Source organism: Streptomyces sp. NBC_01707 (genome assembly GCF_041438805.1).
Lineage (GTDB): Bacteria > Actinomycetota > Actinomycetes > Streptomycetales > Streptomycetaceae > Streptomyces.
The window spans coordinates 721,121-734,694 of sequence record NZ_CP109190.1 but is presented as its reverse complement, the minus strand read 5'-3'; the positions used below and the strand labels follow the sequence as shown (position 1 = coordinate 734,694).

Annotated in this window: 13 protein-coding genes and 2 pseudogenes; 9 read left to right on the top strand and 6 right to left on the bottom strand. The window is 67.0% G+C overall.

The annotated features are described in order from the left end of the window. Positions 1-119 precede the first annotated feature (119 nt). The 3 genes and pseudogenes from OG963_RS03430 to OG963_RS03420 all read left to right on the top strand — a co-directional run. Positions 120-809, top strand: a pseudogene (locus OG963_RS03430) (transposase family protein); the annotation flags it as partial. Positions 810-1,062: 253 nt separating this feature from the next. Then, positions 1,063-1,233: a hypothetical protein gene (locus OG963_RS03425; protein WP_030932556.1), complete on the top strand. Its 171-nt coding sequence runs from the start codon at positions 1,063-1,065 to the stop codon at positions 1,231-1,233. A 516-nt stretch (positions 1,234-1,749) separates the two neighbouring features. After that, a complete protein-coding gene (locus OG963_RS03420; RefSeq protein ID WP_093771114.1) occupies positions 1,750-2,169 on the top strand; it encodes a VOC family protein in 420 nt (139 codons plus the stop codon). Positions 2,170-2,208: 39 nt separating this feature from the next. On the opposite strand, the gene OG963_RS03415 is transcribed toward OG963_RS03420, so the two are convergent. Next, positions 2,209-2,859 carry a hypothetical protein gene (locus tag OG963_RS03415; protein ID WP_371798341.1) on the bottom strand — a complete coding sequence of 217 codons (651 nt, stop codon included), beginning with the start codon at positions 2,857-2,859 and terminating at the stop codon, positions 2,209-2,211. A 241-nt stretch (positions 2,860-3,100) separates the two neighbouring features. On the opposite strand from OG963_RS03415, the pseudogene OG963_RS03410 reads away from it, so the two are divergent. Then, positions 3,101-3,292, top strand: a pseudogene (locus OG963_RS03410) (IS5/IS1182 family transposase); the annotation flags it as partial. Between the two features lie 199 nt (positions 3,293-3,491). Here OG963_RS03410 and OG963_RS03405 read toward each other — a convergent pair. Further along, entirely contained in the window at positions 3,492-3,734 is a 243-nt protein-coding gene (locus OG963_RS03405; protein ID WP_093771116.1) for a hypothetical protein, read from the bottom strand. Positions 3,735-4,057: 323 nt separating this feature from the next. After that, positions 4,058-4,324 (bottom strand): GlsB/YeaQ/YmgE family stress response membrane protein, encoded by a 267-nt coding sequence (locus OG963_RS03400; RefSeq protein ID WP_093771118.1) that lies wholly within the window; start codon positions 4,322-4,324, stop codon positions 4,058-4,060. Between the two features lie 1,374 nt (positions 4,325-5,698). On the opposite strand from OG963_RS03400, the gene OG963_RS03395 reads away from it, so the two are divergent. Further along, positions 5,699-6,442, top strand: coding sequence for an IPT/TIG domain-containing protein (locus OG963_RS03395; RefSeq protein ID WP_030922792.1), 744 nt, complete (start codon positions 5,699-5,701; stop codon positions 6,440-6,442). 341 nt (positions 6,443-6,783) lie between these two features. Further along, the gene (locus OG963_RS03390) at positions 6,784-7,221 is read left to right on the top strand and encodes a GNAT family N-acetyltransferase (RefSeq protein ID WP_093771120.1); all 438 of its coding nucleotides are present in this window, start codon (positions 6,784-6,786) and stop codon (positions 7,219-7,221) included. A gap of 459 nt (positions 7,222-7,680) precedes the next feature. On the opposite strand, the gene OG963_RS03385 is transcribed toward OG963_RS03390, so the two are convergent. Then, the gene (locus tag OG963_RS03385; protein ID WP_371798340.1) at positions 7,681-8,577 is read right to left on the bottom strand and encodes an arginase family protein; all 897 of its coding nucleotides are present in this window, start codon (positions 8,575-8,577) and stop codon (positions 7,681-7,683) included. A 751-nt stretch (positions 8,578-9,328) separates the two neighbouring features. After that, positions 9,329-9,757, bottom strand: a complete 429-nt coding sequence (tnpA, locus tag OG963_RS03380) for an IS200/IS605 family transposase (protein WP_371798339.1) — start codon at positions 9,755-9,757, stop codon at positions 9,329-9,331. A 50-nt stretch (positions 9,758-9,807) separates the two neighbouring features. Here tnpA and OG963_RS03375 point away from each other — a divergent pair, with 50 nt between their 5' ends. Then, positions 9,808-11,022 carry an RNA-guided endonuclease InsQ/TnpB family protein gene (locus OG963_RS03375; protein WP_371798338.1) on the top strand — a complete coding sequence of 405 codons (1,215 nt, stop codon included), beginning with the start codon at positions 9,808-9,810 and terminating at the stop codon, positions 11,020-11,022. A 198-nt stretch (positions 11,023-11,220) separates the two neighbouring features. Then, positions 11,221-11,910 carry a type 1 glutamine amidotransferase domain-containing protein gene (locus OG963_RS03370; protein ID WP_093771126.1) on the top strand — a complete coding sequence of 230 codons (690 nt, stop codon included), beginning with the start codon at positions 11,221-11,223 and terminating at the stop codon, positions 11,908-11,910. Between the two features lie 123 nt (positions 11,911-12,033). On the opposite strand, the gene OG963_RS03365 is transcribed toward OG963_RS03370, so the two are convergent. Then, a complete protein-coding gene (locus OG963_RS03365) occupies positions 12,034-12,612 on the bottom strand; it encodes an ester cyclase (RefSeq protein ID WP_371798337.1) in 579 nt (192 codons plus the stop codon). 108 nt (positions 12,613-12,720) lie between these two features. Here OG963_RS03365 and OG963_RS03360 point away from each other — a divergent pair, with 108 nt between their 5' ends. Beyond that, a complete protein-coding gene (locus OG963_RS03360; protein ID WP_371798336.1) occupies positions 12,721-13,332 on the top strand; it encodes a TetR/AcrR family transcriptional regulator in 612 nt (203 codons plus the stop codon). The last annotated feature ends 242 nt before the right edge of the window (positions 13,333-13,574 follow it).

Genomic DNA, 13,574 nt, shown 5'->3' with positions numbered 1-13,574 from the left:
AAATTCCGGCAGGCGGCGATCTCCGTAAGCCTGGACTCAGCTGTGGTGGGAGGGTCCTGATGTGACAGTAGTGATCACGGCGTCGGAGCGAGCCCTCCTGGACGGCCACGCCCACTCGGCTGAGTCTGCGTCACCTCAGCGGCTGATCGTCGCACTGCGGCGCGAGGGTGCGGATCCGGTGCGCAAGGGCCGGCCGTGGAGCCTGTCGTTGGAGGACCGCGTGCTTCTGGTCACCGCCTACTGGCGGACGAACCTGCCCGTGCGACAACTGGCGGCGCTGTTCGGGTCTCCAAGTCGGCCGCCGACCGCATCATCAGTCACCTCGGACCGTCGCTCGCCCTCCAGCAGCGCAAGCGGCTCCGAAAGGACACCGTGCTGATCGTGGACGTCACCCTGGCCCCCACCCGTGCTCACGCTGTGGCCGAGCAGTGGAAGAACTACCGATACTCCACCGACCCACCAGGAGGCCATCGACGCCGACTCCCGGCGCGTCGTCGCGGTCGGCCGGCAGCTTCCCGGTAGTCGCAACGACTGCAAGGCATCAGTTCCCCGTGCGAAGGACAGCGTCGGCAAGACCACGGTGATTGCGGACGGCGGTTACCGGGGCACCGGCCTCGTCATCCCCCATGCCGAGAGAAGGGCCAGACGGAACTCACCGCCTGGGACGCTGAGTACAACGTCTCCCACCGCAAGGACCGCGCCTGCGTCGAGCACGCCTGAGCCTGCATAGAGATCTGGAAGATCCTCCGTGACTGGCTCTCAAGTGCGACGGCGTGCACCACGGCATGCTCAGCATCGCCCGCCAGTACAAGTCCGATCTTGATCTGGAGAGTCCTGCCCGTTGCGGCGCCAGCCGCTCTCCGCGAGGGAGCGGGCGTGGGTGGAGCCACAGTGGACCGGGCGCGAGGACAGCCGGTGCAGCCCCGTTGTCTCTCTTTCGTTCGAGGTGAGTGAGGCGCAGGGACGATACCGCATGCCCATACCGAGGAATAAGAAGTACATAAAGATTGGATGCATGGCTGCGTCGTGTCAGGGCACACGTTGTTCTGGAGGTTGATAACTATGGTTCCCCTGCTTCTCGTTCTCCTGCTCGCCCTGCTTCTCTTCGGTGCCGGATTCGCACTGAAGGCCCTGTGGATCGTCGCCGTGATCGTGCTGGCTGTCTGGCTGCTCGGATTTGCCATGCGTTCCGTCGGAGCCGGTGGTCGTCGTGGCCGCTGGTACCGCTGGTAGAGGGATGCAGTCCTGTCCCGGTAATGCGGGGCGGCTCCAGGCATTGGTCTGGAGCCGCCCCGCATTTATCTGCTCTTTCATCCGATCGCCGATCGGCCTTGTGTGCGGTTCTGGTTCGACAACCGTGAGTGGGGCCGGCAGTCCGCGCAGGCCGGGCTTCTGACTGGAATGACACGTGGCTGGAGGCCACTGTCCGGCCTCATGCGGCCGGACAGAACGTCGTCGCTGCCCAGTTGAACGTGTACGGAGAGCTTTTCCATGTCATCGTCCGGCGTCTTGACCAGGCACGGGAATCCCAATCGCTGTCCATGCGGCTCCGCCCTTGGCAGATGTCGACCGTATGGGCTCATGGAGCAGCGGATCGCGCAGGAACCCGGCAGCACAGGGTGTCCGTGCATCTTGCGGGCCGTACCGTGCGGCTGCCAAACATCCTGAAACGGGCACAGGTCGAGCGTGTCATACGTGAACAGTGGTCGAGGCAGTGTGTTCTGAGCGTCAGCGGGTACCGGAAATCACATGACTGTTGCAAAGACAAGTTTTCTTGTTCTTGACTGCGCGGAGCCCGAAGCCCTTGCGGAGTTCTACTCCTCACTGCTCGACGCAGAAATCCAGGTGATGAGCGATCCTGATTTTGTGGAACTCGTCGGTCACGACGGCGTACACCTGGCGCTCCGCCGGGATCACGGCTACGCCCCTCCCAGCTGGCCCCGGCCCGAGGACGCCCAGCAGGCGCATCTTCGGATACTCGTTGCGCACGGTGATTTGGATGAGGCGGAACGCGAGGCGGTGAGCCTCGGCGCAATGCCGATAGAGACCAGGGACAGCAGTGGGTCACGTGGCGTACGTTTCTACGCCGATCCCGCCGGGCATTCCTTCTCCCTCGCGGTGTCCCCACTGGACGAGTCGGTGGACCGAGGAATGCGGGCAACGGACTGAGGGCTGTCCCGTCACTACCGGGAGAGGCGAGAATCGGGTTCAGACTCCCTCGTGGTCTGCTGCTGCGGCCCAGCGGCGGATGTGTAGGTCGGGATGGACCCGGGCGGATGCGAGTGTGCTTTCCAGCAGTTTGTGCAGGGATGGCGGGTACGCCGCGCGGGAGGTAGGCAGGTCCAACAGGACACGGTGGCGCATCTGCAGGTCGGTGGTTTCGGCGAACACCCGCATCGATGCCTCCAGCCACGCGGCCACGATGTCCTGTGACTCGTCCAACGCGGGATCACGTACCCCGCCGGGTCCGTACGCTGGGGACCCATCTGCACACAACGGCACATGGGCGCAGTACCAGGCCCGCACGGCACCAGCTCGCTCAGCCTCCGTGCCGCCCCGCAGATAGTCGACCAATGCCGCCATCACACGGCGGCGTCCGAATGCGTTGACCGCCGGCTCGACGAACCAGCGGCAGAAGCTGGGATCGGGGTCGTATACGGCTGCAGCCATCAACGGGGCGAACAACTCCTCCGGCAGAGTTGCGCGCTCGAGCAAGGGCTTACGCACCGCATGGGCGAGGCGCCGGGCCCGGTCGGTCGGCTTCATGGCGATGTCTCCGACGCCCAGCAGCCGAGCCACCTCTGTCGCGCATGTCAGGAATGAACGCGGTTCCATACCGCTCTGCTCGTCTTCGGCCACGGCAGCATTCTGGACCGGCCATGTCGGCAGGCGCAGCACCGGTGGCCGCTGGCTTTGCGCGGAAGGACACTTGCTCGGCCTCCTCCCCGGGGTGGAACGACCACGGTGTGGCTGGTGTGATCACGGCGTCGGAGCTGTCCTGATCCGGTACTGACGGCTCTGAGGACCGATGTGAGTTCTGAGTGCCGTTCGAGCAGCGAGGGGTGCTCGCGTGGGTGCCGGGGTGACGCCTTGTGCCGTCCGGGCACTTGCCGGAAACCGCAACGACTGCAAGGCATGGGAGGAGTCCGGAGCCAAGGCCGCCGTCGGCAAGACCCTCACGATCGCCGACGGCGGCTGCCCGGGCACCGGACTCGTCATCCCGCACCGTCGCGAGCGCGGCCGGACCGAGCTTCCGGCCTGGAAAGCGGACCACAACAAGTCCCATAAAAGGCCGGCGGACTGTACCGCGGCCTGACCCGCCCGGGGACGACCCAAAGACCATTTACGGGACAGCCCTGAGGCCTCCGGGGGAATCGGCGGGTACAGGACCCATTGAGCTCCCAGCGCCTTTGCCCTGTCACCCGGACTCGATCCCCTGCTCCCTGGACCGACGTGGGGAATGGGCGACTCGACCTTACGGTCCGAGTGATTCAGGCGTGATCCACGAGCTGGGACCGGGACAAACCTTTCTCACGCGCGCAGTGTGCGCAGCAGAAGAACTGTCCGTCAGCCTGCATGCCGTGGCCGAGGATGCGGCACTGGCAGTTGACACACGTCGGTGCCATCTTCTGGGCAGCGCACTCGATGCTGTCGAAGATGTGGACCGCACCTCCGGCGGCACGCACCTCGAACGCCAGCTCGTAGTCGTTTTGGCATACCTCGCACACAGCCATGGACGGTCCTTCCTTGCTGTTGAATCGATGAGCTGGGGCGCCTGCACGTTTGTCTGTGAAGGCGCGGCGCCCTGGACACTAGCGACGATGCGCACAGGTCCTCGGGCGGCGCGTGGACTGCGCCCCGTCCACCCCGCCGGAATCACTCCCATAGCGTCGGCCCCGCTCGAAGCGCGATGGGGCTGTTCGGCCCGGCTTGAAGGAGGTTGTGCATGAGGGCGATGCCGATCGCCGCATGCGGGGAGGATCCGGTGGTCCCGGTGGTGCCGCGGACGCCGACCGTGCCGGGTCGGCGTCCGCGGTGACGACGTTCGCCCGGCGCCTCAGCGGGTACGTCGTCCTGCAATGAGCCGGTAGATGGCCAGAACGATGATGGATCCGACTACGGCGGCGATCCAGGTGGAGAGATGGAAGAAGCCCTTGATCGAGTGGACGCCGAAGATGACCTTTCCCAGCCAGCCGCCCAGAAGACCGCCGACGATGCCGATCAGCATCGTGATCAGGCAGCCTCCCGGGTCCCTGCCCGGCATCAACGCCTTGGCGATCGCACCGGCCAGCAGGCCGATCAAGATCCACGCAATGATGCTCATACACACGCACCTTTCACCCAAACGCCATTGCTCATCGACCCTTGTGCCCCACTTCGGCCGCGGCGAACGGTTGGCAACCGCCAGCCGGACAACTTCCAGCATCCGTCAGCGACTGCCTCGCATCACTTCAACGCGCGGGGCGACGTTGATCTAGCCGAGTGCGGCTGTTCCCGCGGCTCACCGCTGCGTCGGCTGCGGTCGAGGAACGGTCCGGATCCGCGGGCCGTGGGGCACGCCGGGCCTGCACCCGGAGCACTCGGCTTCGCCCGCGGACGTGGTGCACCGCCGTCGGCTTGAGACCCGGTCCCGACGGATCGAGGGCTTCGCCGAGCCGACGTGGGAGGTGGTTGAAGCTCTGCGGGAGGAGCACCTCGTGGACCGGCCACCGGTTGGTGCTGGATACGACGACCGACCTGTCGGCGAACGTTGCGACGACCCTGGGGTTCCTCTCCGCGTCGGCCTGATCCTCGAGCGATGCAAGATCAGTCGTCAAGTTCTATGGAATATGGCCTAGTTCAGGCCGCGAGGGTTGCGAGGCGTTCGACGAGGTGGCCGTGTTCGAAGCGGACTCCGGCGCGGACGACGGCGACGAGGTGGGGTGCGTTCACTGCCCTTCAGCGAGACCGGGGGACTCGACGGGCTTGAGGACCATGCCCAGGGCGGACTGTTGACGTACCGGGCCGCGGTCTCCTGGACCGACGCGACGATCTCGATCTCGTGGTCGCGCCGGGCGGAGTCCATCGAGCCGATGGATGCGGAGTGTGGATCGCGGGAGGCCGTCCTGTCCCGTCGACCGTCACAGCTGTTCGTCACGCGGAGTAGCCCATTGGCGAGAGGCTGCGGCCCTGGCCATTGTCAGGGCACCATTTCACCCGAAGGGGGGAGCGGGCCGGCTGGAAGCTGGTGAGAGCAAGTGTCCGGGGTGGACAGTGCAGAGCTCGTCGAGCTGCTGCGGCATGGGGCGGGCGGTCAATCCCAGTGCCACGGATAGTACTTACAGCTATTCGTACGAGCGCCGGTAACGCTCCGTATATCACCTCTGAGCGCTCGCCTGAATGGCTGGCATCTCGTCGGAGACCTTGTCTCCATGCCACCCGAATGGGTTACTCGAAGTGTCCGTTTCGACGGATGTATGACTCTTCGAGCGGGTGCGAGCAGGTCGTTGATCCGGCGTCGGATCAACGGTGTTCGTCGATGGCCCCGCGCATCAGGCAGGCGGCCGATACCGCCAACCACGCAGTTGTGCAGGGCCATCGAACTACGACCTGGCCAGTCGACACGAGAGCCGAGTCGCAACCACTCGAGACGTACGCGAACCCGAACGCCCCATCACTGCTCGCAATGTACCGCATTGCGCGCGAGGAGGAACCTCTCATGCCAATCAGCCCGAATCAAGGATCAGGCGGCGGCGGCACACTCGTCACCATCACCGGCACCGGCCTCAGTGGCACCACCGCGGTGCACTTCGGCACCCGGTCAGCCACCGCCGTCACCAACGTCTCGCCCACCCAGGTCACCGCTGTCTCCCCGTCCGGCAACGGGTCGGTCGGCGTCACTGTGACCACTCCGGGAGGGACGAGCAACCCCATCCCCTTCTTCTACGTCGGAGCGCCGTTCAAGCAGTCCCTCAGTCCGGCCTCCGGGGCGACGACAGGCGGCGGGACCGTGACCATCAACGGCACCGGCCTGTCCACCGCCAGCAGCGTCGCCTTCGGCGCCAACACGGCCGTGCCGACGATCGTGTCCGACGGACAGATCACGGTTGCCGCACCGGCCGGCGCCGCAGGCTCCGTGGGAGTCAGCGTCACCACGGCGGGCGGCACCAACAACGGGCTCACGTACACCTATGTCGCCGCCCCGACGGTGACGACGGTCACCCCCGCGTCGGGGCCGGCGACGGGCGGCACGACCGTGACCGTGGCCGGTACCGGTCTCACCAGCACGAGCGAGGTCACCTTCGACGGGAACCCGGCTCCCTTCACGGTGCTCTCCGACACCGCGGTGTCGGCCGTCACGCCCCCTGGGACGGCCGGTGCCGTCGACGTCGTCGTGACCAACGATGCGGGCAGCGCAACTGAAGTGGGCGGGTTCACCTACATCGCAGCACCCGGTATCTGACCGCCCCTCAGGGGTCGGCCACAACCGGCGACCGTCGTCCCACCCCGGAGCGGACGCGCTGACCATACCGGCGCCGTGCCCGTCTCCCAAGCCCCCGGTCCGGAAGTCATCCCGGGCCGGGGGCTCGACCGCGCGTTCTCCCGGCCCGGTCGGAGCCTGCGTGAAGGGCGGCCGGACGCACCGTCATCGTCTCCCTGCGAAGACGGCACCACCGCTGGGTCGCCTGAAGATGTCGCTCGCAGGCGGCGGTCCCGGACGATCAGCGCACCATTGAATTTCGCTGTCCGTACCGTGTTTACCGGCGTTCCCGGCGGGTCCTGGCAGGCGTATAGGCTCCCGGCATGGACGTCCGTGTAGAGATCATCCAGGAAGCGAGTGAGGAACTTGTCGAGGCCTTCAGCCGACTGCTGCCGCAGCTGTCTGCGACGGCCAACCCTCTCGACCATGAAGCGCTCGACCGGATGGTGACGTGTGATGCCAACACGCTGCTCGTCGCCCGGACATCCGACGCGATCGTCGGCACCCTGACTCTGGTGCTGCTGCCTTTGCCCTCCGGACTGCGAGCCCGGGTCGAAGACGTGGTGGTCGACAGCGCGGCGCGAGGCCAAGGTGTCGCGGGCCTTCTTACCCAGAAGGCCCTGCAGATCGCCAGGGAAGCGGGCGCCCGGACCGTCGACCTCACCTCCCGTCCGGATCGTGTGGCAGCGAACCGGCTTTACGAACGTCTCGGCTTCCAGGTCCGGCCGTCGACGGTCTATCGCTTGGCGATCGACCGGTAGGAGGCGTCATCTCATTCCAGTCGCAATTCGGGTGCCAGGGGGCGGCCTCGACGCCCATGCGTCGGTGGTAGAAGGCTTGCAGACCCATGGGCGAGCAAGCAGTGGGCATCTCGACGCCCATCGATCCCAGTTGTCCATGTGACGCGCAGTGCCGGACCCTCCGCCTGTCGCGTGCGGGAGATCGGTCTTCCCCGGAACGAGCGGCGCCTGCCCAGCGTCCATCGGGCGCTCTCCGCTCATGGTCTGCGAGCCTGCTGAGCTCTCGTCCGGCTGTTGACGGCCATGGCCGCCACGGCGCCGACGCTGATTCCGTGCGGGTCTGCCGCAGGCGACCCGAAGCCGACCAGTACCGCCGAACTGGCGCTCCTGCCTCAATCGGTCGATTCCGATTCGCTGACGGGCCGCCGCCCGCGAAATCCGTCGAACACAGTCGTGGGCGGCTGAACAGGTCCCTCCCGGTCAGGGTTGGACGAAGGCCGCCTGGAGGAGGTCGGCGAGGAGAGCCGCGCAGGAGCCGTCGGGGTCGAGATCGGGGTCGTAGATGGTGAGATTGAAGCCTACGCAGCGCTCGGACCGCACCAAGGTCCGCAGCAGTGAGCCGAGTTCGTCGGGCATGAGCCCTCCGGGGTCGGGGCTGTCGACGGCCGGCATGACGGAGGGGTCCAGTACGTCCGCGTCCAGATGCACCCAGAACCCCTCGGTCACAGGCACTTCAAGTGCCTGCAGCACCGCGCCCGCCAGCTCCTCGGCACCCCACTCCCGGATCTCCCCGGCCGTAGCGTTCGTGATCTTCAACTCGGCGAGTTCGGCCCGCTCTTCGTCGTAGTCCCGAATGCCGAGGACTCGTACGTCCTCGTCCCTGACATAGGGCTGCAGCCCTTCGAGGTTCGTCAGGTCTGCCTGGCCGCGGCCGGTCGCGATGGCGAGCTCTTCGCCGCCCGCGGCACCGATACGGTCGGAGTTCCCGGGGTGCCGGAAGTCCGCGGATCCGTCGATGACGGCGAGTCCGTACCGCCCGATGCGGCGGAGGGCGAGCGAGGCGCCGAGCTGGATGGAACAGTCCCCGCCGAGCACGACCGGGAAGTCTCCTGCCCGGACGTGGTGCTCGATGCGGTCGGCGAGCTTGCAGGTGTACGTGGAGATGGACTCAGCGTTGAACACACCGTCACCCTCCCGCCAGTCGCCGCGGTCGTAGCGGGGTGGTACGACGACGCCGCCCTCGTACGCCCCGAGCCGCTGCACCAAGCGCTGCTCGCGCAGCGCGCCGGCGAGCTTGTAGCAGCCGGGCACGGTGCCTTCGGTGGGCGGCCGGAGGCCGAGATTGGACGGGGCGTCAATGACGACGATGCGGCGCATCCGGCCATTCTGACCGCGCGGGGCGGCACGGGTCACCGTGATTCGCCGTCCGCGGAAGCGAAGCGGTCCTCAGCGGGCCCCGGGCCCGCCTGGGTGCTCAGCACCGGCTGATGCCACGTGCACCGGCGCGCTCGCCGTCGTGCGCGAGGCCCGGAAGTCGGCGTGCAGCATGTCGAACGGAGCGTCGAGCCGTCCGGCGAGCTCAGGGACGTGTGGAAGCGCATCTGTGGATACCGTCGTGGCGAAGTGAAATGGCTCCTCCGTCGTACGAAGTCGATCCAGCACTTCTCGGGAGCGCCTTCCTGATAGGGGACCGCAGCGGGAGGCTCCCCGACCTGTTCGACGCCGTCCTCAGCGATGCAGGCGTCGGGGTCGTCGGCGGCGGCATCGAGATGCCGGGAACGAACTGCGCCTTGGCAGGGTGGGTACACATCCGACGGCCTGGATGTCTGGACCGCGCCCTGATCTGGGACCGATACCAACTCCGCCATGCTGTGCGGAGTTCGAACAGCTCGACCACTTCCGCCAGCCGCATCGGGGCGTCGGCAGAAGTTGTCGGGCTGCACCCGTTGTCCGCGCCGATCACCGTCCCGGGCAGATCGCCTGCCCCGTGGTGCGGCGCGGGAGCGGTTCGACGGCCCCCTCCATCCCTGATCTTGCGTGGTATCCCCGGCTTCAGCCGGGGAGGTAAGCGCATCCTTGGTCCGAAGGCGCGAAGCGCCGGAGCTTTCTGCGCTTGCAGGAGTGACGGTCAGGTAGGGCGCTTCTGGCCTTCGATGTACTGACGGATGACGGTCAGCGGTGCGCCGCCGCAGGACCCGGCGAAGTAGGAGCGGGACCAGAAGACGGACCCCATGCCGATCCGGTTGATGCGGCCCGTGTACTCGGCGCGCAGGTAGCGGGAGCTGACTCCCTTGAGAGAGTTGATCAGCTTGGACAGGGCGACCTTCGGCGGGTAGTGCACCAACAGGTGGACGTGATCGGCCTCGCCGTTGAACTCTCGCAGCTCCGTCTCAAAGCTGACGCAGACCTCACGCATCACCTCTTCGCAGCGGCTGAGCATCGCGTCATCGAACACCCCGCGCCGGTACTTCGTTACGAACACCAAGTGTGCGTCCAGGTTGTAGGCGACGTGACGCCCGGTTCGGATATCGGGATTTGGTTCCCACCGCGGTGACATACACCAAGCGTAGAATGTTCAGCGGAACCAGACCGAAGGGGGGTGGGCCGGTGATCCGCGCGTACAAGTTCCTCATGCGGCCCACCGTGGGCCAGACCGTCGCACTGACCGCGATGCTTGCCGATCACTGCTCCCTCTACAACGGGGCGTTGCAGGAACGCCGCGACGCCTACCGGCATGTGTCGAAGACGAGTGTCAAGTACGGGACGCAGTCGGCTCAGCTCAAGGAAATCAGGGCGTTCGACCCGGAGCGGCAGGGGCGGTGGTCGTTCTCCTCGCAGCAGGTCACGCTCCGCCGCCTGGACAAGGCGTTCGCCGCGTTCTTCCGCCGGGTCAAGTCCGGCGAGACGCCCGGCTACCCCCGATTCCGGGGCGTCAACTGGTTCGACACGGTGGAGTTCCCGAAGGACGGCGACGGCTGCCGGTGGGACTCCACGCCGCACGACCTGGTCACCCGCGTCCGTTTCCAAGGCGTCGGGCACGTCAAGGTGCATCAGCACCGGGCCGTGATCGGTAGGGTCAAGACAGTCAGCGTCAAGCGCGAGGGCCGCAAATGGTTCGTTGTGCTGACCGCCGAGCAGGAGCGGCCCGAGCCGCTGCCCGCGACGAGCAGCTCGGTCGGCATCGACCTGGGCATAGCGAACTTCCTCGCCGATTCCAACGGCGGGTTCGTGCCCAACCCGCGCCACGGCCGCACCAACGCGGCGAAGCTCGAAGCCGCACAACAAACTCTGTCGAAGTTCCCGCGTGTGCGCCGGGACAAGCGGTCGGCCAACCACCGACGGGCTGTCGAGAAGGTCGCCAAGCTACACGGGAAGGTCCGCCGACAGCGCCTTGATCACGCACATAAGACCGCTCTCGCTCTGGTGCGTGAGCACGGCTTCATCGCGCATGAAGACCTCAAGATCCGCAACATGACCAAGGCCCCCACGCCGAAGCACAACCCCGACCATCCGGGCGTCTTCCTGCCCAACGGGGCCGCCGCGAAGACCGGGCTCAACCGCTCGATCTCTGATGCCGGATGGGGGGTGTTCCTGACGATCCTGCACGCCAAGGCTGAAAGCGCCGGACGGGAAGTGATCGCCGTGGACCCCCGCAACACCTCCCGTCGGTGCCCCGAGTGCGGGCACACCGCCAAGGAGAACCGGCCCACACAGGACACGTTCCACTGCGTAGCCTGCGGCCACAGCGCGCACGCCGACACAGTCGGAGCTGTCAACGTTCTACGGGCCGGGCTGGTCCGTCGCGAAGCCCGACCGGCATAGCGAGAAGCCCCCTCGTTCACGAGGGGGAGGAGTCACGAGTGCAGCCATTTCACCTGAGCTGTCCGGACGGCGCTTTCGGCTCGAGCACTCCGGTCGGACCGGCCGCGACATGTGGCATGGATCACTCTGCGCCATAAGGTGTGTCTGTACTCAATCTCCGCGAATCAGATCAAACCTGGATGAGGAGTCGATCGTCCGATGGCGAAGCTACTGTTCGTGATGACTGGCGCGGCGTACTGGACGCTCAAGGATGGCACCAGGCACGCGACGGGTTACTGGGCCGAAGAGTTCGCGGCCCCGTACAAGGCGCTCACCGAGGCCGGCCACCAAGTCGTGGTCGCCACCCCCAACGGGGTGGTCCCGACCGTGGACATGATGAGTCTGCGCCCCGAGATGGCCGGCAGCGCTCAGATCGCCCTCGATCTGGAGGCGATCATCCGTTCTGCGGAGGTGATGCGGCGGCCGATCCACTTGGCTGACGCCCGGCTGGAAGACTACGACGCCGTCTACTTCCCGGGCGGTCACGGCCCCATGGAGGACCTGTGCGTCGACGCGGACGCCGGAAGGTTGCTGACCGAGGCGCTCGCCGGCGGCAAGCCCCTCGCCATCGTCTGCCACGCCCCGGCCGCGATGCTGGCGACCAGGATCCAGGGCGTATCGCCGTTCGCCGGCTACCGGGTCACGGCGTTCACCAACGAGGAGGAGAACGCGGTCGGGCTCGGCCCGAAGGCCCGCTGGTTGTTGGAGGACGAGCTCGTCGACCTGGGAGTCGAGTTCACCAAGGGCGAGATGTGGAAGCCCTATACGGTGGTTGACCGCAACCTGTTCACCGGGCAGAACCCTGCCTCGGCAGCCGTCCTGGCCGAACGGCTGCTCAAGGTCCTTTGAGTGACGTCGCCGCATTCCTCGTGCGGCAGGGGTTCTGCCCGCGATGTGGCGTGCGCCGTCAGGTGGTGGCTGTTGCTGCCCGGCAGGGCACAGCGGTCGCCGTTGAGGGGACTCCTGGAGGTTTCAGCGGCCCTGGTGAGCCGTGTCGCGGAGCAGGGCTGCCGCGTCGGCTGCCTGGGTTGCGACCTGGGCGGCGGCGCGAGCGGCTCGGCCGGTCATCCGCCACGCGAGCATGCGCAGGGCGGTGGCCGGGGCCGGCGGAAAGACGCCGAGTTGGCCGAGCATGGTGATGTCGTCGCGTACTGCTTCGTGCTTGATCACTTTGCCGTCACGGAGGTCGAGCACGTGTATCTGCTCGAAATCGATTGTGCGTCCGGTGGGAGGGATGGCCTGGTCGAGGGCTTCGTCCTTGAAGCGTACGAACGGGCCGGTGTGCCGTCCTTGCATGCGCAGCCTCACCCAGATCTGGTGGTTGCTCTGGGCGACGCCGAGGATGGGAAACCGTAGGTCGCTGAAGGCCGACCGCATCCACGTGCCCGAGGCCAGAACGCCTGCGGGGCCGGGGATCGCGCAGGCCGGGGGCGATACGGCCGCTTCGCGGTTGTGGAAGTCCTCGCCCACCACGTCGGCGGCCAGAACCGGGTCCCCCGTCTCGAGTATTCGGAAGAGCCCGTGGGCCAGTTCCGTGGTGTCCATTCCCATGACGTCCGTCGCCTTCGCTCGCTGTGTGATCCGTCGGGACACATATTAGGGTTACAAGACACCTAATGAATAGTGCGGCCATGTGACCATGTTGATTACGATGGCGCCATGTCGTCCAAGCGTGTCTACGTCTCCCCCTTGCGTGAGCAGGCCGCCGCGCAGACCCGCGCACTGATCCTCCGGCGGGCGGCCGAACTGTTCGCCGACCGCGGCTACGGCCGGGTGACCGTTGCGGACATCGCGGCGGCGGCCGGCGTCGCGTCGAAGACCGTCTTCGCGAGTGTCGGAAGCAAGGGCGACATCCTGGACCGGATCGTCGGTCAGGGAGTGGCCGCGTCCGGTTATGAGCAGGCCATGCGACACGTGCTCGCCCTGCGAACACCGGAGGCGGTCCTGGAAGCGCTGGCGCGCGGGACACGGCTGGGCAACGAGGGGCAGTTCACAGTGCACGAGGCGATCCGCAAGGCGCTGCCCGTCCATGAGGAGGGTGAGGTGCTGTGGGAGCGCGCCACCGCGGCCTACCGGGACGCGCTCAGCACCGCAGCCCGTCATCTGCACACCCTGGCGCCGCCGCCCTCCTGCCCGGTGGAGGAGACGGCCGATCTCCTGTGGTTCTGGTTCGGCCCGACGGGCTGGCGCACGCTGGTGGTGGAGAACGGCTGGTCGTGGGACCGGGCCGAGGACTTCCTTCGCCGTACCGCAGCCGCCACTCTTTGCTGAGCTCGTACCGCGCTGTCCGGTGCGGTGAGCGGAGCTTCATTCTCGGCGGCGCCGGTCGGAGCTGCGTACCGCGCGGGCGCCGGTGCGACCGGCCGGTTGTTCGGCGAAGGCGGTGCTCGACACCCTGCCGCGCTCATGGATGACGCTCACCGTCACCACTCGCGAGTCCCAACTCGCGAGTCCCATCCCAGTGACAGGGCCGGCTGCCTCGAGTGGCTTGTCCCATCCCTGGCCGGAGGGCC